This is a genomic window from Streptomyces sp. NPDC030021, from assembly GCF_055574035.1.
Map to the genome: position 1 here is coordinate 51,311 of NZ_JBVIAH010000028.1, position 20,918 is coordinate 72,228.

Annotated in this window: 17 protein-coding genes and 1 pseudogene; 9 read left to right on the forward strand and 9 right to left on the reverse strand. The window is 71.0% G+C overall.

Features of this window, described 5'->3' with window-relative positions; all coding sequences use genetic code 11:
- Window positions 1–132 precede the first annotated feature (132 nt).
- Window positions 133–1,626 carry an MFS transporter gene (locus ACZ4YL_RS36745; protein ID WP_468122422.1) on the reverse strand — a complete coding sequence of 498 codons (1,494 nt, stop codon included), beginning with the start codon at window positions 1,624–1,626 and terminating at the stop codon, window positions 133–135.
- Window positions 1,627–1,820: 194 nt separating this feature from the next.
- The gene (locus tag ACZ4YL_RS36750) at window positions 1,821–2,501 is read right to left on the reverse strand and encodes an RlpA-like double-psi beta-barrel domain-containing protein (RefSeq protein WP_468122424.1); all 681 of its coding nucleotides are present in this window, start codon (window positions 2,499–2,501) and stop codon (window positions 1,821–1,823) included.
- An 894-nt stretch (window positions 2,502–3,395) separates the two neighbouring features.
- Here ACZ4YL_RS36750 and ACZ4YL_RS36755 point away from each other — a divergent pair.
- A complete protein-coding gene (locus tag ACZ4YL_RS36755) occupies window positions 3,396–3,605 on the forward strand; it encodes a hypothetical protein (RefSeq protein ID WP_468122426.1) in 210 nt (69 codons plus the stop codon).
- A 538-nt stretch (window positions 3,606–4,143) separates the two neighbouring features.
- Entirely contained in the window at window positions 4,144–5,394 is a 1,251-nt protein-coding gene (locus ACZ4YL_RS36760) for an esterase/lipase family protein (protein WP_468122428.1), read from the forward strand.
- An 82-nt stretch (window positions 5,395–5,476) separates the two neighbouring features.
- Here the strand turns inward: ACZ4YL_RS36760 and ACZ4YL_RS36765 are convergent, their stop codons facing one another.
- Window positions 5,477–5,605 (reverse strand): hypothetical protein, encoded by a 129-nt coding sequence (locus ACZ4YL_RS36765; RefSeq protein ID WP_468122430.1) that lies wholly within the window; start codon window positions 5,603–5,605, stop codon window positions 5,477–5,479.
- Window positions 5,602–5,763, reverse strand: a complete 162-nt coding sequence (locus tag ACZ4YL_RS36770; RefSeq protein ID WP_468122432.1) for a hypothetical protein — start codon at window positions 5,761–5,763, stop codon at window positions 5,602–5,604. Before ACZ4YL_RS36770 ends, ACZ4YL_RS36765 begins: the two co-directional genes overlap by 4 nt.
- Window positions 5,764–6,215: 452 nt before the next feature.
- Here ACZ4YL_RS36770 and ACZ4YL_RS36775 point away from each other — a divergent pair, with 452 nt between their 5' ends.
- The 3 genes and pseudogenes from ACZ4YL_RS36775 to xdhC all read left to right on the forward strand — a co-directional run.
- Window positions 6,216–7,703, forward strand: coding sequence for a xanthine dehydrogenase small subunit (locus tag ACZ4YL_RS36775; protein ID WP_468122434.1), 1,488 nt, complete (start codon window positions 6,216–6,218; stop codon window positions 7,701–7,703).
- Window positions 7,700–10,111, forward strand: coding sequence for a xanthine dehydrogenase molybdopterin binding subunit (gene xdhB, locus ACZ4YL_RS36780; RefSeq protein ID WP_468122436.1), 2,412 nt, complete (start codon window positions 7,700–7,702; stop codon window positions 10,109–10,111). The genes ACZ4YL_RS36775 and xdhB overlap by 4 nt, the downstream gene beginning before the upstream one ends.
- Window position 10,112: 1 nt before the next feature.
- Window positions 10,113–10,913: pseudogene (xdhC, locus tag ACZ4YL_RS36785) on the forward strand (xanthine dehydrogenase accessory protein XdhC); the annotation flags it as partial.
- A 191-nt stretch (window positions 10,914–11,104) separates the two neighbouring features.
- Here xdhC and ACZ4YL_RS36790 read toward each other — a convergent pair.
- Window positions 11,105–12,706, reverse strand: coding sequence for a hypothetical protein (locus tag ACZ4YL_RS36790; protein WP_468122438.1), 1,602 nt, complete (start codon window positions 12,704–12,706; stop codon window positions 11,105–11,107).
- A gap of 270 nt (window positions 12,707–12,976) precedes the next feature.
- Here ACZ4YL_RS36790 and ACZ4YL_RS36795 point away from each other — a divergent pair, with 270 nt between their 5' ends.
- The gene (locus ACZ4YL_RS36795) at window positions 12,977–13,582 is read left to right on the forward strand and encodes a hypothetical protein (RefSeq protein ID WP_468122440.1); all 606 of its coding nucleotides are present in this window, start codon (window positions 12,977–12,979) and stop codon (window positions 13,580–13,582) included.
- A gap of 21 nt (window positions 13,583–13,603) precedes the next feature.
- Here the strand turns inward: ACZ4YL_RS36795 and ACZ4YL_RS36800 are convergent, their stop codons facing one another.
- The 3 genes from ACZ4YL_RS36800 to ACZ4YL_RS36810 form a co-directional block, all read right to left on the reverse strand.
- Window positions 13,604–14,269: a GNAT family N-acetyltransferase gene (locus ACZ4YL_RS36800; RefSeq protein ID WP_468122442.1), complete on the reverse strand. Its 666-nt coding sequence runs from the start codon at window positions 14,267–14,269 to the stop codon at window positions 13,604–13,606.
- A 130-nt stretch (window positions 14,270–14,399) separates the two neighbouring features.
- Window positions 14,400–14,768, reverse strand: coding sequence for a hypothetical protein (locus ACZ4YL_RS36805; protein ID WP_373039806.1), 369 nt, complete (start codon window positions 14,766–14,768; stop codon window positions 14,400–14,402).
- Window positions 14,769–14,912: 144 nt separating this feature from the next.
- A complete protein-coding gene (locus ACZ4YL_RS36810) occupies window positions 14,913–15,743 on the reverse strand; it encodes a hypothetical protein (RefSeq protein WP_468122444.1) in 831 nt (276 codons plus the stop codon).
- Window positions 15,744–15,884: 141 nt separating this feature from the next.
- Between ACZ4YL_RS36810 and ACZ4YL_RS36815 the strand changes: the two genes are divergently transcribed.
- Window positions 15,885–16,421 (forward strand): NUDIX hydrolase family protein, encoded by a 537-nt coding sequence (locus tag ACZ4YL_RS36815; RefSeq protein ID WP_301373656.1) that lies wholly within the window; start codon window positions 15,885–15,887, stop codon window positions 16,419–16,421.
- A gap of 90 nt (window positions 16,422–16,511) precedes the next feature.
- On the opposite strand, the gene ACZ4YL_RS36820 is transcribed toward ACZ4YL_RS36815, so the two are convergent.
- Window positions 16,512–17,084, reverse strand: a complete 573-nt coding sequence (locus ACZ4YL_RS36820; RefSeq protein WP_468122446.1) for a TetR/AcrR family transcriptional regulator — start codon at window positions 17,082–17,084, stop codon at window positions 16,512–16,514.
- Window positions 17,085–17,231: 147 nt separating this feature from the next.
- Here ACZ4YL_RS36820 and ACZ4YL_RS36825 point away from each other — a divergent pair, with 147 nt between their 5' ends.
- Window positions 17,232–18,023, forward strand: a complete 792-nt coding sequence (locus ACZ4YL_RS36825) for an SDR family NAD(P)-dependent oxidoreductase (protein WP_468122448.1) — start codon at window positions 17,232–17,234, stop codon at window positions 18,021–18,023.
- Window positions 18,024–18,376: 353 nt separating this feature from the next.
- The gene (locus ACZ4YL_RS36830) at window positions 18,377–20,863 is read left to right on the forward strand and encodes a CehA/McbA family metallohydrolase (protein ID WP_468122450.1); all 2,487 of its coding nucleotides are present in this window, start codon (window positions 18,377–18,379) and stop codon (window positions 20,861–20,863) included.
- Window positions 20,864–20,918 lie beyond the last annotated feature (55 nt).

The following is a 20,918-nucleotide window of genomic DNA, read 5'->3' on the forward strand; positions in this document are numbered from 1 at the left end:
GGACGGTCCGGCGCTACCGCGGCCTCAGGTGGGCTGCTCGGCGCGTGCCGTGAGGAAGTCGAGCCGGCTCCGGAGGGATCGGTCACCGTCATGAGGCTGACGATGACGGGGGCCGGGCCGTCGGGTTCTGGATCAGGCGGTGGGTGCGCGGTTGGCCGTCTGTCCCTGTGGGGGCGATGCCGCGGGGGCGGTGCTGCGGGGGCGGCGCGAGCGGCGGGACGCACAGGTGAGGAACAGTGCGAGGAGTGCGGTGGTGGCGAGGACGGCGGCGGAGACGGTGAAGGCGGCGCGGTATCCGGCGGTGAGGGCTTCGAGAGGAGGCTGGCCGGTGGATGCGTGGGTGGTGACGGAGCCGGCGAGGGTGGCGAGGGCGGCGAGTCCGATGGCGCCGCCGACCTGCCGGGTGGTGTTCACCAGTCCGCCGGCCAGTCCCGCGTCCTGCCGGGGTACGCCGTCCACGGCGAGCGCGGTGAGCTGGACGAAGGCGATGCTCAGGCCCAGTCCGACCAGGATGCTCGGACCGAGGACATCGACGAGGTAGCTCCCGTCCGCCCGCATCCACGACAGCCACAGCAGACCGGCCGCCTCGGTCAGCAGGGCCGCGGTGAGGGTCGCCGTGGCCCCGATGCGGCCCGCGATACGGGGTGCCACGACCGCGCCGAGCATGTTCGCCACGGCCAGCGGGAGTTGGCCCGCCCCAGTGGCCAGCGGGCTCATCCCGAGGACCTGTTGCTGGTAGAGCGGCATGAAGAAGAACAGGGCGATCCATACGGAACCCAGCAGCGCCATCAGCAGATTGCCCGCGGCGACCCGGCCGGTCGTGAACAGTCTGGGCGGGATCAGGGCGTCCGGCCGGCGGCGTTCGACCCGGGCGAAGAGCACGAGCAGCACGGCGGCCCCCAGGAGGGCAGTCAGCACCCCGGCGTCGGTCCAGCCGGCGCCGCGTGCGGTGGTCAGCCCCCACACCAGGCAGGTCAGGGCGAGGGTGACGGTCGCGGTACCCAGCAGATCGAACCGCCCGGATCCTCGGTCGGCGGCCCGGGGCACGAGCGTCGCCACGGCGAGGACGACCAGTGTCGTCCCGAGCGCGACGGCGTGGAAGACCCAGGGCCAGCCCCACGCCTGGGTGAGCACACCGCCCAGCAGCACGCCACCCGCTCCCCCGGCGCCGGAGACGGCGCCCCACACGCCCAGGGCTCTGCCCCGGCCGGGGCCGGGAGGGAACAGGTTCATCGTGAGGGCGAGCGTGGCGGGGGCGATGGCTGCGGCGCCGGCGCCCTGCAGGGCGCGGGCGGCGATCAGCAGGCCCGGAGAGCCGGCCAGCCCCGCCGCCAGCGAGGCCCCCGCGAACACCGCGAGGCCGGCGAGCAGCACCCGGCGACGGCCGAGCAGGTCACCTGCCCGGCCCCCGGCCAGCAGCAGCGCGCCGAATGCCAGGCCGTAGGCGTTGACCACCCAGGTGGTCCCGCCGTCCGAGAGGCCCACTCCGGAACGGATCTGCGGGAGCGCCACGTTCACGATCGAGGTGGCCAGCATGACGGTGAACTGCGCTGCGGCCAGGGCCGCGAGTGCGGCCCCCTGGCGGGGTGGGGCGTCGGACCCGTCCTTCGTGCGTCCAAGGTTCATGGCGCACAGACTTGATGCGGACGGTGTCCACTATCCAGGCCCGGCGGGGGCGATCACGGTTCAGTGCTGTCCGCCCCTGTCCACTCGGCCGAACTCCGCCTCGGGCGCGGTGGAATCGGCCGCCAGTGCTACGGCGGGGACGGCATGCACCGTGCCCCGCCGTAGCCTCTGCGGCCCGAACGGGCTCCGGTCGCTCAGCCCACGCGTTCGATGCGTGCCCGCCGGATCAGGTTCTTGCCCGGCTCCCGCACTGTGTCGAACGCGGCGTTGTTCAGGAGGACACAACTGCCCGACGGGCCGTTCACCGTCACGGTCGTCGACTGACCGTTGTCCAGATTGGTCACCTTCAGCTTCGTGCCCACCGGGAACGTCCCACTCGACGCCGCAGGCGCACCACCCTCACCCGACAACGTCACCGTCGACCCCGGACACACGACCTCACCGGTCGCCGGCGGCACCTGCGCACCCGCCGCACCGGACGCACCCGCCGCAGGAGCCGCGGGAGTCGCAGGAGCCGCCGCGTCACCGCCACCACCCACCCGCTCGATACGCGCCCGCCGGATCAGGTTCTTACCCGGCTCCCGCACCTTCTCGAACGCCGCATTGTTCAGCAGCACACAACTACCCGACGGACCGTTCACCGCCACCGTCGTCGACTGACCATTGTCCAGATTCGTCACCTTCAACTTCGTCCCCACCGGGAACGTCCCACTCGACGCCGCAGGCGCACCACCCTCACCCGACAACGTCACCGTCGACCCCTGGCATACGACGTCGGGGACAGCGGCATTGCCGATCGCCACCGTGGCGGCGACCCCGCCGATCACCATGGCTCCCGCGACAGCAGAGAGCACGAGCTTCTTCTTGAGACTCATGGTCCGTTTCCTGGACACCTGACACTCCTCGATCCGATGGACGTTGCCCCCCTGACGTCCTGCATACGGCCGACTTCCCGAGCGAGTTCAGTCCTGTTGCCTTTTTACGAATCAGGCTGCGAGGAGGTTTGGGGCGCTGTGAGGCGATCCGCCACAGGGCTCGTGACTTACGGGCATACATGCGAAGAAGCAGGTCAGGGCCCCAAGGCCCATGGGGGTCGACAGGTGTGCCGCACGCGTACCGACGGTCTTGATCGACGCGGGCCGAGGAGACCACAGGCACCTTTAAGGTTCAGTTGATCTACCCTTAACCATTCCCGGGCGCCGCTGAACTCAGGGCTCGTGCCGTGCGGGCGTGTGGCCACCGCCCTGGTGAGGCACCCCCACCACGGCAACCCGAACCGGCCCACCGCACCCGCCGAACCGCTGCGACGGTGCTCGATCTCACGCAGAGTAATCAGCCACGCCGCACGCAAGGCCCGCAGGGGCTCCTCCTCGCAGCCTGGGCCGCGCCTCGCACACTTGGGGATAATTGGGCGATATGGGCCTTACGTTCTTCGATGACAGGCGTCTGGCGTGTGACCTCTATGCCGCAGCGAGCCAGAACGCCGGCCCCGAACAGGTCGGAGCAGGAATCTCGCGCGTGCTCGCCCCCATCGTGGCCCACGACGCGCTGAGCCTGGTGGGAACCGACCCGGCAACCGGTCCTGGGCTGGGCAGTTTCAGTTTCTGGCACCAGTACGACCCCTCGCTGGTCAGGCAGCTCGTCCTGCACCGGCATCTGGGGGGTGACCCACAGCGGTCGGCGATTCCGACTCTCCTGCGGACCCCCTCTGTCGTCGTGGGCGCGGGCACCGACAGGTCGCCCGTGCCCGACCCGCGTGCGAAGGGGAGGTGAAGCTGCCTGGCTTCGGCGGAGCCTGGGCCATGGTGCTCGCCTGCGTCACGGAGTTCAGCCCCGTCACCGACAAGCCCATCATGGGATCCGCGGTCGTCACCCTGCACAACGTGGCGCCCCAGGACGGGGGACGCGTGAAGGTCCGCATGGAAGCGCGCCGGCCCGAGGACCTCTCCATCAGGGTCCAGTTCATGTGGTTCCTCTGAACCCGCTCACCGACCCGGCACAACCAGATCTTCCGCGGAGCGTCCGAGACCGGCTGTCCTGACGGTCTCGGGCCTGAGGATTTCCTCGGCGGCACGCCGACTGCTCCCGGCCCACGCGAGGGCTCGCCTCACAGCCCTCCCTCAAGGCCCGACCCGGCAGGCCGCCCGCATCCCTGCGGGAACGTGTCGGGCCAGCATCATCGTTTCTTCCCTTGCACCCCTGTGACCTGCAAGGAAGCCGTGTTCCACGTACGAGTGACATGGTCGGGATTCGGTGGTTTTGGGGTGCTGGCTTCGGGATCATGGTTCCGGTTCCGCACATGACGACGGCATGAGGCCTTTGTCATCTGCAGGCCGTCCCCATGCCCGTTTCACGCCGTGCCCGGGGACGGCCCCCGCCGCGTCCCCCGTACCGGGGACGGGCGGGTACCGCACACCGGACGCAGGGTCGTGCCGTCGGTTCCAGGTCTGCGCCGTCAGCCGCGGCCTCACCGGTGACTCGGCTCGACCGCACCACGAGACAGAGGAGCAGGACTACATGTCCATGTCTGTTGTGAGCATCTGGGACAACACCATCCCGGGCTCCCAGCCCCACCACCCCAGGGCATCCGCGTGGGACACCGTCTGGCCGCTCACAGGGGGAACCGCCTGGGTGTTCTACAGCAGCCCGGGCCAGACCCAGGTCAGGAAGCCGGTGATCCTCGCTGACGGTTTCTCCGCCGGGAAGAGCGACCCCGACGCCCTGTGGAACGGCCTGGAGAACGGCGAGTACCCCTTCATCTCCAAGCTGAAGGAGGCCGGCTTCGACCTGGTGCTCCTGGGCTTCGACGAGCGGTCCGCGTCCATCACCGACAACGCCGGCGCGGCAATCCAGTGCATCGAAAAGGCGATCGCCGACCGCGAAGGGACCGCCAAGCTGACGGTGGGCGGTTTCAGCATGGGAGGGCTGGTCACCCGTTACGCCCTCGCCAAGATGCACCACGACGGTGACGAGCACGAGACCGCGACCTACCTCTCCTACGACACCCCGCACAACGGAGCCTGGCTGCCCATCTCGGTACAGGCGTTCGCGCACTTCGTGAAGGACAACTGGGGCACCCTCCCCGGATTCGGCGAACTCCTCAGCAGTTTCTCGCGGATGGTCAACAGCCCGGCCGCCCGGCAGTTGCTGCGCTGGCACATCGAGACCGTCACCGCCGAGGCCCGCCAGGACCGGGCCCGCACCGACTTCCTCGCCGAGCTGGAGCGGGTGGGCAGCTGGCCCCCCGGCGTGCGGCGGCTCGGGGTCGCCAACGGCACGGGCACCGGTGCCGGGAACAACATCCCGGCCGGCGTGACGGCGATGCGCACCACCGGTGCGGAGCTGACGGGCACCCGCCTCGACACGCAGGACACGGGGGAGCAGGTCGTCGCCATCCTGAAGAAGACCGGAGACCCCGAGATCCGGATCACCACCAGCGGTCTGCCCGACATCGACGGTGCTCCCGGTGGGCTGTTCCCCGAAGCCCTGAATCTGCCGGGCCGGCCCGCGAACTTCGGCACCGCCGCGATGCTGGCCGGACTCCTCGAAGGCGAGCCGGCGGAACTCACGTACAACGCGACCACGTTCGTTCCGAGCGTCAGCGCCGTGGCGGCCGGGGAGATCGACGACCGCGACGCGCTCTACAGCAAGATCGACCCCGCCGGCAGCGAGCTCGACCACTTCATGTGCGCGAGCGAGAACCAGGGACACACGGTCATCACCGTGGAACTCGGCGAGTGGATCCTGGACAAGCTCCAGACCCCCTGACCCCCTGGCCGCTGACCCGCTGCCTCGCCGGTGACCGGATCCCGGTCCTGCCCGCCCGGCGGGGCCGCGAGGGTCACCGGCGTCAGCGTTCCTCGCCGGGTCCGAGCGACGACTCGTAGTACCGCCAGGGGAACCAGCACCTGCCGACCGGGATCCAGCCCTCCGCCACCGTCCGCCGGTGGCGGCTGCCGGCGGAGAGGGTGCCGCTCACCGCCGCGCGGCGGTGAGCGGCTCCGGCGCGTCGAGCACCTCCGCGTCGCGGCCGGCCCGGGCCGAGGCCCCGGCCACCAGAGCGCCCGCGGCGGCGACGAGTACGACGGTGCAGCGGTGGACGCCCGGGGCTCGGCGCCGCCGGCCGCCCGACGCCACGACCGGCCGATGCGTCAGATTCCGGTCAGCGATTCGATCTACCGGATCCGGCCTTGCGTCGCCGCCCGCCCTCGCTCCGGCTTTCGGCGGACCAAACGGTCTCCGCACGGCGGCTTGACCGATGGACCTGCGGCAACGTAACTTCGAGCGGACCGGACCGTGAACTGATGGAAGGAGGCGAAGTCGGATGTCGATCATCTCCGAACTGAACCGCCTCGCCCATCAGATCGCCTGGGCTCCGGGTCTTGTAGCACACGGCTGCTGAACAGCCCTCTTTTCCGGTGTGCCCGTCTGTGGCCCCGGCATCTTTCGATTTCTCACACCGCCTGCGGCACGTCGTCGCGTGCCGAGTCGCGCTCCGGGTTCTCCCGGGCTGCGCCAGCGAAATAGAAAGCCCCTGAAATGGCTACTAGCATAATCAGCTCGACCATGCACCGAAATGAGGATGTGCCATGGTAGCGGCGCGGATCACGGTCAACGGGAAAGAGACACCGCTTTCACCGGCTGCACCCCACACCACGGTGCTGGATCTCCTGCGCGAGCGCGGTCTCACCGGTACCAAGGAGGGCTGCGCCGAGGGTGAGTGCGGCGCCTGTTCGGTCCTGGTGGCCCGTCCCGGCGTGAACAAGCCCACCGACTGGGTGGCGGTCAACGCCTGTCTGGTGCCGGCCGCGGCACTCGACGGTCAGGAGATCATCACTTCCGAAGGTCTCGCCACGGTCGGCGAACCCGGTACGCGTCCCACCCTGCACCCCGTGCAGGAGGAGATGGCGGTCCGGGGCGGTTCCCAATGCGGTTACTGCACACCGGGGTTCATCTGCAGCATGGCCTCCGAGTACTACCGACCCGACCGCTGCGCGCACGCGGAGCCCGCCGACGGCGCCGACGCCCACGCCGACGCCGACGCCGACGCCGAGCACGGTCCGAACGGCTTCGATCTGCACTCGCTGAGCGGCAACCTGTGCCGCTGCACCGGCTACCGCCCGATTCGCGATGCCGCCTTCGCCGTCGGCGCGCCCGCCGAGGACGACCCCCTGGCGCAGCGCCGCGAGCAGTCCCCGCCCGAACCCGCCGCCACCGTCTACACCCAGGACGACAGCACGTTCCTGCGGCCCGGCACCCTCACCGAAGCGCTGCAGCTGCTGCGCGAGCGGCCCGAGGCCGTGGTGGTCGCCGGCAGCACCGACTGGGGCGTCGAGGTCAACATCCGTTCCCGCCGCGCGAATTGCGTGGTCGCCGTCGACCGGCTGCCCGAACTGCGGGCGCTGCGGGTCGAATCCGACCACATCGAGATCGGGGCGGCGCAGACGCTCACCGAGATCGAACGCCGCCTCGACGGCAGCGTCCCGCTGCTGGCGGAGCTGTTCCCGCAGTTCGCCTCCCGGCTCATCCGCAACAGTGCGACCCTCGGCGGCAATCTGGGTACCGGCTCCCCCATCGGTGACAGCCCGCCGGTGCTGCTGGCACTGGAGGCGTCGCTGCTGCTCGCCGATGCCGACGGTGAGCGCGAGGTCCCGCTGGCCGACTACTTCACGGGCTACCGGCAGAGCGTGCGCCGTCCCGGCGAGCTGATCCGTGCCGTGCGCGTCCCGCTGCCGCTGTCGCCGGTCACGGCCTTCCACAAGATCGCCAAGCGGCGCTTCGACGACATCTCCAGCGTGGCCATCGCTTTCGCGCTCGACATCGAGGGCGGCATCGTCCGCAAGGCGCGCATCGGTCTCGGCGGCGTGGCCGCCACCCCGATCCGCGCCCTGAGCACCGAGGCTGCCCTGGAAGGCAGGGCATGGACGGCGGAGACCGTCGAGGCCGCGGCCCGGGTGCTGCGGGGTGAGGGCACGCCGATGAGCGATCACCGCGCCAGTTCCGTCTACCGTTCCGCCATGCTCGGCCAGAGCCTGCTGAAGCTGCACGCGCAAACCACCGAGGCGGTGTCTTCATGAGCCATTTGTCCGAGCGTCCCGAGAAGCCTGTGGTCGGCGTCTCCATGCCGCACGAGAGTGCCGTGCTGCACGTCACCGGCACCGCGCTCTACACCGATGACCTGGTGTACCGCACCAAGGACACGCTGCACGCCTACCCGGTCCAGGTCATGAAGACCCGGGGCAGGATCACCGCGCTGCGTACCGAGCCCGCGCTCGCCGTGCCCGGTGTGGTCCGTGTACTGACCGTTGCCGACGTGCCGGGCGTCAACGACGCCGGCATGAAGCACGACGAGCCGCTGTTCCCCGACGAGGTCATGTTCCACGGCCACGCGGTCGCCTGGGTGCTCGGTGAGACCCTGGAGGCGGCCCGGCTCGGTGCGGCGGCCGTCGAGGTGGAACTCGACGAGCTGCCCTCCGTGATCACGCTGAAGGAAGCGATCGCGGCCGAGAGCTTCCACGGCGCCCGGCCCGTGATGGTGACCGGTGACATCGACGCCGGCTTCGCCGACTCGGCGCACGTGTTCACCGGCGAGTTCCAGTTCTCCGACCAGGAGCACTTCTACCTGGAGACGCACGCCGCGCTGGCCTACATCGACGAGGCCGAGCAGGTGTTCATCCAGAGCAGTACCCAGCACCCCTCAGAGACCCAGGAGATCGTTGCGCACGTCCTGGGTCTGCACAGCCACGAGGTGACCGTGCAGTGCCTGCGGATGGGCGGCGGCTTCGGCGGCAAGGAGATGCAGCCGCACGGCTTCGCGGCCATCGCCGCGCTCGGCGCCAAGCTGACCGGCCGGCCGGTCCGGGTGCGGCTCAACCGCACCCAGGACCTGACCATGTCCGGCAAGCGGCACGGGTTCCACGCCGACTGGAAGATCGGCTTCGACGCCGACGGCCGCATCCAGGCGCTGGATGCCACGCTGACCGCGGACGGCGGCTGGAGCCTGGACCTGTCGGAGCCGGTCTGCGCCCGTGCGCTGTGCCACATCGACAACACCTACTGGATTCCCAACGCGCGGGTCGCCGGTCGCATCGCCAAGACCAACAAGGTCTCCAACACGGCCTTCCGCGGCTTCGGCGGACCGCAGGGCATGCTGGTGATCGAGGACATCCTGGGCCGGGTCGCGCCGCTGCTCGGCCTGGACCCGATGGAGCTGCGGAAGCGCAACTTCTACCAGCCGGGCCTGGGTCAGGCGACGCCGTACGGCCAGCCGGTCCCGCAGGCGGAACGGATCGCCGCCGTCTGGCAGCAGGTCGAGGACAACGGCGGCATCGCCGACCGCAAGCGCGAGATCGCCGCCTTCAACGCCGCGCACCCGCACACCAAGCGGGCGCTCGCGATCACCGGCATCAAGTTCGGCATCTCGTTCAACCTCACGGCCTTCAACCAGGCCGGCGCGCTGGTGCTGATCTACAAGGACGGCTCCGTTCTGATCAACCACGGCGGCACCGAGATGGGCCAGGGCCTGCACACCAAGATGCTGCAGGTGGCCGCGACCACGCTGGGTATCCCGCTGCACAAGGTGCGGCTGGCTCCCACGCGTACCGACAAGGTGCCCAACACCTCTGCCACTGCCGCCAGTTCCGGGGCGGACCTCAACGGTGGCGCTGTGAAGAACGCCTGCGAGCAGTTGCGGGCGCGGCTGCTGCAGGTGGCCGCCAGCCAGCTGGGTTCGAACGCCTCGGACGTGCGCATCGTCGACGGTGTCGCTCGTACGCTGGGCAGCGACAAGGAGCTGGCCTGGGACGACCTGGTGCACACCGCGTACTTCCAGCGCGTTCAGCTGTCGGCCTCCGGTTACTACCGGACCGAGGGGCTGCACTGGGACGCGAAGGCCTTCAGGGGCTCGCCGTTCAAGTACTTCTCCTACGGCGCCGCTGCGGCCGAGGTGGAGGTGGACGGCTTCACCGGCGGGTACCGCATCCGCCGGGTGGACATCGTGCACGACGTCGGCGACAGCCTGTCCCCGATGATCGACATCGGTCAGGTCGAGGGCGGTTTCGTGCAGGGCGCGGGCTGGCTGACGCTCGAGGACATGCGCTGGGACACCAGTGACGGGCCGAACCGCGGCCGGCTGCTGACCCAGGCCGCGAGCACCTACAAGCTGCCGAGCTTCTCGGAGATGCCCGCGGAGTTCAACGTCACGCTGATGGAGAACGCCACGGAAGAGGGCGCGGTGTACGGGTCCAAGGCGGTCGGTGAGCCTCCGCTGATGCTGGCGTTCTGCGTACGCGAAGCGCTGCGGCAGGCCGCCGCGGCGTTCGGGCCCGCCGGGGTCAGTGTGGAACTCGCCGCCCCCGCGACCCCGGAGGCGGTCTACTGGGCGATCGAGGCGGCCCGCGAGAAGGCCGACGTGCGGGGCAGCGACCGTCACGCGCTGGGCGGCAGCGAGATCCGTACCGACACAAGCGCTTTGAGCAATGCCTGACATGACCTGGATCGCCGCGGTCACGCGGTTGCGAGCACGCCGGGAGCCCGGCGTGCTCGTGACCGTCGCGACCGTGCGCGGCCATGCGCCCCGTGGGGCCGGTGCCAAACTCGTCGTGGGACAGACCGAGACCTGGGGGTCGATCGGCGGCGGCAACATCGAGGCCGTCGCCATCGACCGGGCCCGCCAGCTGAACGTCGAGCCCGATCCGGAGCCGGAACTGATGGAGTTCGCCCTCAACGACAAGGTCATCGGACCCCACGGTGTGCAGTGCTGCGGCGGCGCCGTGAGCTTGCTCCTCGAACCGCTTCCGGTGGTCCAGGCGGTGGCCGTCTTCGGCGTCGGGCACGTCGGACTGGAGCTGGCCCGCATCCTGGCCCGCCACAACCTCGATCTGCACCTGATCGACACCCGCTCCGACATGCTCACCGACGAGCGGCTCGGTGTGCTCGCGGATGCGGTGGCGCAGATCCACGTGCACCACACGCCGCTGCTTCCGGAGGAGGTGCTCACCGAGCTGCCGCCCGGCGCCCACGTCCTGATCATGACCCACGATCACGCCGAGGACGCCGCGCTGTGCGACGCCGCCTTGCGGACGGCCGGTCTCGGCTCGATCGGATTGATCGGCTCGGCCGCCAAGTGGGTGCGGTTCCGCAAGCGCCTGGCCACCGAGGGCGGTCACGACGCCGCCACCATCGACCGGATCAAGACTCCGATCGGAATGACCGAGATCACCGGCAAGGAACCTGCCACGATCGCGGTGAGCGTCGCGGCGGACCTGCTCCGGACCTTCGAGCAGGACCGCCCCGCGGCGGTACCGGACACGGTTGCCGAGATCCCCGGGATCCCCGAGGCACCCAAGGGCCCTGAGGTCCGTGAAGTCCCGAAGGCCCCCGCGCTCCGCGAGGTCCCCGGGGTCCGCGTACGCTCCGGTATCCGCTGAGCCCCTTCTTCCGGATCTCGCCAGGCCCGGCCTGATCCGGAAGAAGCGGCCTAGCCGGCGAGCGCGCTCAGTTTGTGGGCGTAGAGCACGCGCTGGCAGTAGTCCGTTCCGTCCGGATCGGCCGGGTCCTTGGTCGCCGTGCAGTCCTTCTCCGACCCCGGGCGGTGTTCGGAGAGGGACCACAAGCGCCCCTTGCCGCGCTCGACGTAGAGGTCCTCGGCGCCCCGGGCGGTCTTGACGGCCTGGCCGTCCTGGACCAGCCGGCCGTCGTCGGTCCACTTGTAGCGCCACAGGTTGCCCGGCTCGTCCGTGCCCTTGGACTCGTTCACGTACAGCGTGCCGTCGTACGCCGCCGCGCCCTGGGCGCCGCCGCCCGCCAGCGGCAGGTAGTTGGCCCAGCCCTGCGCGGTGACGTCGGCCGAGCGGCCTTCCAGGGCCGCGACCGGGTAGGAGGCGATGCGGCCGGTGGAGGGGTAGCCGCTCTCCGGACGGCAGTACTCGCCCATGATCAGGCGGTCCGGGGTGGTGCTGCGGTCCAGGGAGATGTAGGAGCTCTTCGGGGCGCCGGTGGAGACACAGGCGTAGGAGCCCTTGGGGTTGCTCTGCGCCGCCTTGAACTTCCACGCGGCCACCTGCGGCATGACGTAGCGGTAGCCGAAGCTGTACCAGACGTTGTCGTGCCGCCCGACCTTCGTCTTGACCTCGACGTTCGAGGTGGTCCTGACCCCGTCGGTGTCGGTCCCGATCTCGTCGTGCGTGCCGGGGTCGCCGTCCGGGTCCAGGTCAAGGATGTAGCGCATGTCGAAGACGCGCAGGCCGTTGCGGGTGTCCGCGACGTAGAGGTAGTTGCCGTACCAGACGATCCCGCCGGCGTGGACGCCCTTCTGGATCGGGTACTCGGCCGCGTGCAGCCCGTCGAAGGAGACGTGGTCGGCGGAGTTCACATAGGTCCAGCCCAGCAGGACGTGCCGGTACTTGATCTCGGGGCTGCCGGTGGCGGGGTTGGTCCGGCTCTGCACGAAGGTGATCCGGACGCCCTTCTGGTTGCAGGCGTCGTCGGCCTCGAGCTCGGCCTCGGTGCAGTCGCCGGCCGCCGGGAGCGGGTCGTTCTCCCGGCCCGGGTCCCAGCCGTCGTAGGAGGCGAACAGCTGGATGTTCGCGGCCTCGCCCCACAGCTCGTTGTCCTTGGCGTCGGAGACTCCGGTGATGCCCTGCGGGACCCACTCCTGCGAGATGGAGTCGTCCTTGTGCAGGCAGTACTTGATGTCGGGGTCGGGGGCCGTGCCGAACGGGTCGCGGGAACACCACGGGTCGATCGTGCGGTTCGCCCCGGCCAACAGCTTCTGCACGCCGCCCGAGCCGGGCAGCACCGAGGCCAGGCGGGTGACCCGCCGGGTGGTCTCGCCGTTCATCTCGCCGGGCTGCAGCGTGAAGTCTCCGGGTGATGCTGCGCCGCCGGGAGCGGTCCAGCCTGCGGCGCCGAGCGGCGAGCGGGTGCCCTCGGCGGTGCGGGGCTCCTGGATCCAGGCCCCGGGCGCATCCGGCGCGGGGTCCTGCGCCTGCGCCGGTGCCGCGAGACCGGTGAACGCGAGCGCCGCGGCGGCGGCGGTGGCGGCCGCGATCCAGGTGCGGCGTATTCGGCTTGAGGGCATGCGGGGGTTGCCTCCGTTGCTCGGGTGACAGGGGAGTCAAGCGGAGGGTTCCAGAACACTTGTCCGCGGCGCAAGCGTGATCGCTTCAGTAACGGCCTTGGTCAGCAGCACAGTTGAAGGCGCGTGCGCGTGGTGAGGGGGTCGCCGGTTCATGGGGGGGAGCGAAACCCTGTTCACCGGTGCGACCGATGGGCCCGGTCTGCCGTCTCAGTGGGTGACGGTCCGCACCCAGGGGGAACAGTGAATCAGCGCTCAGGACGTTTACTCGGTATGGCTGTCGCCGCGTCGGTCGGCCTGGTCGGTTGCGGCACCAGTGCGCCCTCCGACGGACCCGCGCCCGATTCCCGCCCGTCTGCCGTACCGGCGTACGTGGTCGCCTACCGTGCCGGACACACCGCGGGCAAGGCCGTCTACGACTCCTCGGGGAAGGGTGCGGCCGTGCGCGAGACCGTATGGGGCGGCTGTACGCGCCGGGCCCTGCAGGCCGGCAACGACGCCGAGATGGATCGTGGCTCCTGGGTGCGAGGCTGCCTCGACGGCGTGGCCAACGCCCCTGAGCGGTTGCCCACCGGCCCCGTGATCGAGCGGACCGCGGATACGGAGATGCTGGAGCGGTTCCGCGCCCGGGCTCGCACCAAGGGTGAAGCGCGGCAGGTCGACCACGCCCGCGCGCTGGTCGTGGCCCGACTGACCGAACACGACTATGACGTCGAATTGAGCACGGACTACTCGGCAGGCTCCGGAACGCCCGGAGCTGAATCGCTTGCCCGGAGTTTCGTCGAGTCGTGGGACGGCGATCACGGCCGGGTCGGTACCGCCAGGAACGTGCTGGTCCTCGGGTCGGACGGAGAGAGGCTGACCGCGCAGCGCATCTGAGGAACGGCAACGACCCCCGAATCACCGGCCCTTCGCAAGGCGTCCCTCCGTGGGATCGGGGTCGCGCCACATCGGCCAGAAGGTCGGCCCGCCCTCCGGGAGCCGGATCTCTCCGGTGACGCGGAAGCCCAGCTTCTCGTAGAAGGGAAGGTTGGTGACGTTGCTGGACTCGAGGTAGGCGGGTTGCCCGAGCCGGTCGCAGTCGGCCAGCTGCTGGCCGAGAAGCGCCGACCCGACCCCCATCCCCTGGAGCCCCCGGTCCGTCCCCACGGACGGCAGGTACCAGTGCGGCGGCCGCGGATGGGCCTCGTCCATGGTGCTCTGGACCTCCCCGGCCCGCGGCATCCCACGAAGGCCGAAGATGCTCGCGTACCGAGGGAGCGCCGCCAACTCCTGCACGGCGGAGGGCTTCCAGTGCCCGGGCCCCGACCACAGCGCGGCCGCCAGCAGCCGCCCCTCGCCCGTCGCGGCGACCCGGACGGCACCGGCGCGGGGCCGCTGCTGCCGCTGGGCCAGCCGGAAGTAGCGGGCGATCCTGCGTTCCCGGCCGGCGGCGGGAATGATCCATGCCATGACCGGGTCGTCGGCGAAGGCCCGGGCCAGGAGCGCGGCGACCGCCCCCGACTCGGCGGGCCGGGCGAACCGGATTCCGTACCCGGCCCACGGCGGTGCTGGACGCGTGCTCATGGGGTCACGGTAGGCAGCGGGGCCGGGCCGGCCCGGCCGCGCGGCGATGGACACGCCGTACGAGCCACCCGCTCGATCCGGCCGGCAGCGCCACCCTGCACCACCGGCCGACCACGGCGCCCGCGCGAGGTCAGGAGGTGCGCTTCAGGGTCCAGGTGTTGGGGTTGAAGCTGGGGACGGCGGAGTAGCGACAGCCACTGGAGTAGTAGGTGTTGGTGATGGTCCAGCCGGCGGGCGGCCACGTGGACGCGCAGGCGTTGACCTGGGTGCCGACCGGGTAGCCTCTGAGGTCCTTGATCTGCTTGGTGTTGGGCGTGAAGCCGGAGCCGCACCCCCCGCTGTTCCACCACTGGGCGTCCACCCAGCCGTCCGGGGTGAGCGTGCTGGAGCACATGGTGAGCGTGTCACCGGGTGCCGCCGAGGCGGGGCTCGCGGCAATGGCGAGAGCGGTGACGGCGGCCATGGTGGCCAGAGCGGCGGCGTGACGGATGCGGATCACGGGACGTTCCTTCCTCGGCGCGCTGGGGCCGCTGCCGACCATCGGCAGGCCGTACCAGGCGCCCCGTCATTGCTATCCGACCGGTTCCGGCTGCAGAAAGTCACCTTTGGGGCATAACTCTGCGACGGTTTAGAGCCGCCGCCGTCAGCCGATCGGCTGCCGCATCTCGGCACGCACCCTGAGGGTCGTCTCGGCGGTCTTGGCGAGGTCGACGGACCCGGGCTTCTGCCGCGCGGTCTCCTCGCTGAGGATGCCGACCGTGGCGCCGGTGTTCTCGTCGACCCAGGCGCACATCGGCAGGGAGCTCTCGACCCCGCTCTGCCGCACCGTCAGCACCTGGCAGGACAGGGTGATGTCGGATCCGGTGGGCGTGATGTCGCGTGCGGCGACCGCCAGGGACGCGCCTTCGGATTCCGCGGCGCCGCGCAGCATCTTCTTTCGGGCTCCCGCAGTGTCCTTGAACCGGCCGTACATCCCCGAGACGATCAGGGCGCCCGACTCCTTCGGGGACTCGGAGGCGTACTGACCGGCAGCCGGCTTCGGATCGCGGACCGTCGAGTCGTAGGTGCCCTCCAGGGCCTCCTTGCCCGCGGTGGCCGAATGGTCCCGGACCAGCTCGTACTTGCCGTCGACGAGGGTCTTGGGAACGGTGAGCCGGTACCGGGCCTCGGGGAAGCCGGAACCGCTCACCCTGGCGCCGACCGCGCCGATCGCGCCGAGCACCAGCACCGCTCCCGCGACGATCCCGATCACCATGCCGATCCGGTTCCTGCGCGGCGGCGTGCCCGTCGGGGGCTGCCCCCACGCTCCTTGACCGGGGTACGGCTGCGGCGGACCGGGCTGCCCCGGGTACGGCTGCCCCTGGTACGGCTGCTGGTGCGCGGGCGGTGCGGCGTACGGCTGTCCACCGTAGGGATTCGGGGGCTGCGGGGGCCCGTACGGGCCGGGGGGGTGCTGGGGCTGCGGCATGCTCATGATCGAACGGTACGTCAGCCCCGCGTACCGCAGAATTCCGGCCACCCGTGGTCGCGGGGACGGCCCTCGGGGTTCCATTCTCTCCGGGCCGGTGGACGCGTGATCTGGGCCGGAACGCGCCCTGGAAAGTAGGATCAAGGAATGTCTGACACGACCGAAACTACGCCCGGCTGGCTGAGCAGCGACGAGCTGGAAATGGCCCGGGCCCAGATGCCGATCCTCTATGTCGAGGCCGTCCCCGTACGCGTGGACGACACCGGCGAAGTCACCACCATCGGACTGCTCCTGCGGATCGGCACGGACGGAGCGATGAGCCGGACCCTGGTGTCCGGCCGTGTCATGCACCACGAGCGGATCCGTGACGCCCTGCTCCGCCACCTGGAGAAGGACCTGGGCCCCGTGGCCCTGCCCCGCATCCCCGCTTCCCTGCAGCCCTTCACGGTCGCCGAGTACTTCCCCACGGTGGGCGTCACCCCCTACCACGACCCCCGCCAGCACGCGGTGTCACTCGCCTACATCGTGCCGGTCACGGGTGACTGCCGTCCCCGTCAGGACGCCCTGGACCTGGTCTGGTTCAGCCCGCAGGAAGCACTCTCGGCAGCCGTGCAGGGCGAGATGCCGGGCGGTCACGCGGCGCTGCTGAAGCAGGCGCTCGCGCATGTGGGGTACACGTACTGAAGTCGCCGCGCACAGCGCGCGACGCTCCACGCCGGTCCGGTCGCTGCCCCTGATGGATGCCGGCAGCGACCGGAGCCGGCCGGCCCCCGGCTACGGGGTCTGCGCCGGGGTGAACTTCGTGAGGATCAGCAGGGTGTCGACGAGCTCCTCGGCGGGGGCGCCGGTCGCCAGGCGGCGCAGCTGCTGCCCGAAGACCAGGGCCACGGCCACCCCGGCCAGGCGTTCGGGGTCCGGGACGCCCAGGTGGGTCAGGATCCGGGCGGCCAGCAGGTCGTAGGCGGCGAAGCACTCGGCCGCGGCGGCGCGCAGCCGTTCGTCCCGGCCGGCCTGGACGTACAGCTCGAACGGCGCGATGTGGCGGCTGTCGAAGGCGTTGCCGCCCGCCACCTGTGCCACCACCTCGGCCGCCTGCCCGATGTCGAACTCCTCGTCGGAGCATGCGTCGGCGAGCGCCGTGAAGTGCCGGGTCTCCTCGGCCACGAAGTGCAGCAGGCTCTCGCGCAGCAGTTCGTGCTGGGTTGCGAAGTGGTAGGTGACGGAGCCGAGGGAGACCCCGGCCTCCTTGGCGATCCGCCGGTTGGTGACGGCGGCGATGCCGTCCTGCCCGATGATCCGCAGTACGGCGTCGATGATGCTCTGGCGGGTGTCGGAAGCATGGGGCATGGCGCAATTCTGCCCCATGGGCCCGCTCGGCCTCCCCGGCGGGGCTGGGGAGTTGGGGACGACGAGGTGTGGACAAGGAGCGGAGCCGTCCATACTGTTCGTTCGAACGAACAGTTGAGGGACTTCGCCAGCCGCACGGGAGTGCTCGTGGACATATCCGGATCGAACGTTCTGCTCACCGGTGCCACCGGAGGCATCGGCGCGGCCCTGGCCGCGCGCCTGACCGCGCAGGGGGCCCGCCTCACGGTCACCGGGCGGCGGGAGGAAGCCCTCAAGGCGACCGCCGACGCCTGCGGCGCCCGTACCGTGGTCGCCGATCTGGCCGTACGGTCCGACGTCGTACACCTCGCCGAGAGCTGCGCGGAGGCGGACATCCTCGTCGCGAACGCCGCCCTGCCCGCCAGCGGCGACCTTCTGGACTACGCCGAGGACCAGCTCGACCGCGCCCTCGACGTCAACCTCCGCGCGCCCGTCCTGCTCTCCCGGCTGCTCGCGGAGCACATGGTGGGCCGCGGTCGCGGCCACATCGTGCTGGTCGGCTCCCTTTCCGGCAAGGCGGCCACCAAGTCGACCTCCCTGTACAACGCGACGAAGTTCGGGCTGCGCGGATTCGCGCTCGCCCTGCGCCAGGAGCTCAGGGGTACGGGGGTGGGCGTGTCCCTGGTCCAGCCCGGCTTCGTCCGCGACGCCGGAATGTTCGCGGCCACCGGTGCCACCACGCCGAACGGCATCAGGACCGTCACGCCCGGCCAGGTCGCGGACGGCGTCGTACGAGCCGTTCGCCGCGACCGGTGCGAGGTCAACGTCGCGCCGCTGGAGCTGCGGCTGCTGAGCGCCATCGCCGGGCAGTTCCCCGGGTTCGCCGAGCGCGTCCAGGCCCGTACGGACGTCGACGGGTCCGTACGACAGATCGTCGAGGCCCAGCGCTCACGCCGCTAGTGCTGTGGCCGGAAAGGTTTGCCGGGTTGCGGCGTCCGGTGCATGGGGTCTCCCCAGGCCCGCAGGGCCTAGGGGAAGCATCGCAAGGCGGAGGGCCGCGGCTCGTACTGGACGTACTTGCGCGGTCCGACAACCTGGGGGTCCCCCCGGACGGAGTCTGGGGGATGAGGTGCCGTGCCGGGCGTCGCAACCCGGTGAACCTTGCCGGTCACAGCACTAGGGCGTGTCGTCTCCTTCGGATCTTGCCGGGCGCTGGCGTTCCCGTGCACCCCCGCGCCCTCGCACTCCCGCACCAGCACCAGCACCAGCACGCACGCCTTCCACGCCACCCCACGTGAACGGAGAGCACGGCTGTGCCGAGTGAACACCTCCCGGGCAATGCGCCCGACCCCCGCTCCGACCCCGGCTCCGGCTCCGGCCCCTCTGTCGAGCGGCGGTCCCTGCTCCGCTTAGGGGCCCTGCTGGCCGCGGGCGGAGCCGCCGCGCTGGTTCCCGCGCCCGTCGCGCACGCCGCGACGAGGGGCCAGGGCACCGACACGGTGACCACCACCTACCGCGGCCACTCCCCCTACGGCAACGACCAGTGGGCGTACGTCGCCTTCGACGTCCCCGCCGGGATCCAGCGGATCTCCGTCGCCACCACCCATGACGCCGCCGCCGGGATCCTGGACCTCGGCGTCTTCGGCCCGGGCGGCTTCCGCGGCTGGTCGGGCGGCGCACGGTCCGGTTTCACCCTCTCCGCGGCGGACGCCACCCCCGGCTACGTCCCCGGACCCGTCGACCCCGGCGCCTGGTCGGTCATCCTGGGGCCGATGGTCGGCAGCACCGGTGGTATGGCCTGGCAGGTCGATGTCACCCTGCACCACGGGGAATCGCTGCCCCGGACCCCGTACGACATCCTGCCGGCCTCGGTGGCCGGGCGGGGCCCCGGCTGGTACCGGGGCGACCTGCACCTGCACAGCGTCCACTCGGACGGGCAGCGCACGGTGGAGGAGATCGTCGCGGCCGCCCGCCAGGAGGGGATGCACTTCATCGCCACCTCCGACCACAACACCAGCTCCACCGGCGTGACCTGGCGCGGCAACGTCCCGACCGACCTGCTGGTCATCAACGCCGAGGAGGTCACCACCCGCCACGGCCACTGGCTGGCCGTCGGCCTGCCGCAGGGCGAATGGGTGGACTGGCGGTACGGCCCCGCGGACCAGGGAGCCTTCGAGGGCCAGGCCCGGCGCGTGCACAGCCTGGGCGGACTCACGATCGCCGCCCATCCGCTCACTCCGGCGGCGGGATCCTTCTGGGAGTTCGGCCTCGACCGGGTGGACGCGCTGGAGGTGTGGAACGGACCGTGGACCCTGGACGACGCGGCCAACATCGCCGCCTGGCACGTCATGCTCTGCCTCGGCAAGCGGGTCGCCGCCGTCGGCAACAGCGACGCGCACAGCCCCGCGGACGCCGTCGGCCGGCCCCACAACGTCGTGTACGCCGACGGACTGTCGACGCCCGCCGTACTGGACGCCCTGCGCCTGGGCCGGTCGTACGCCGTCGAATCCGCGGCCGTGACCCTGGACTTCACCGCCCGCGCCGGCGGAGCGGTCGCGGGACCCGGTCAGGAACTGCCGCTGTCGTTCTTCGACGCCGTCGACGTGACCTTGAACGTGGCGGGTGCCCCGGACAGCATCGCCACGCTGTACACCGAGTGGGGGATCATGGCCGCCACCTGCATCGACGGCAGCGGCAGGGGGCAGCTGCGCTGGCGCGGCTGGGGCAAGGCCTCCCTGTTCGCCCGGGCCGAGGTGCGCCGGCCCAAGCCCGCCTCCACCACCCTGGACCAACTGGTGGCCATCACCAACCCGGTGTGGTTCTACTCCGCGCAACTGCCCCCGTACGACGTCGAACGGCGGGTGCTCTTCCACACCGAGCGCCGCCCCGAAGGGTCGTGGAGCGGCATGCGTCCGCTGCCGGGGGCCGCCGACACCGGCTCCGGGTCGTTCGCGGGGGTGCAGAGTGCCGTGGCGGGCATGGCGGACGGCTCGGTCGTGGTGCTGGGCATCGCGCCCGACAACGGTCTGTGGCTGACCGCCGTACGGGGTTCGGCCACGCTGCAGCCCTGGCATCGCGTCCCGGGGCCGGACGGCTCGTCCGGATTCACCGTGCGCGAGGCGGACATCGCGGCCTTCCCCGACGGCACCTGCCAGATCGTGGTGACGGCCATGGACGGCACCGTCTTCCACCAGCAGCGCCGCGCCGACGGCGGACTGCCCGGGTTCCGGGCCCTGCCCGGAACCACCGCGAAGAGCCGCTGGGGCGCCACGAAGGTGTCGATCGCCGCCATGCCCGACGGGTCCGCCCAGTTGCTCAGTTACGGCACGGACGGTGCCATGTACCACTGCGCCCGCGGGCGGGACGGCACGTGGACGGCCTGGGGGCGCCTGGCCGGCTACAACGGGGCCCCGACGTTCTCCGGTCCGGCCCTGGCGATCACCGGGATGCCCGACGGGTCCTCCCAGGTCCTCGCGATCGGGCTCGACGGGATGGTGTACCACCAGCTGAGGCGGCCGGACGGCTCCTGGACCGGCTTCCGGCCCCCGCGGGGCGTGACCACGACGACCATGGGGGCCAGCGCCATCGGCATCGCCGGGACTCCCGACGGCTCCGCCCAGGTCGTGGCGGTCGGACTCGACGGACGGGTCTGGCACAACGTCAGGAGGCCGGACGGCTCCTGGACGCCGTTCTCTCAGGTACCCGGCCCGAACGGGAGGGACCCCTTCCCCGCGGGGCAGGTGCGCATCACCACCCTGCGTGACGGCTCCACGCACCTGTCGGCCGTCAGCGCCGGCTAGGTGTATTGACCCGCAGCGTTGTCCGTTGTCAGCGGCGTGCTGAGGGGCTCACGAA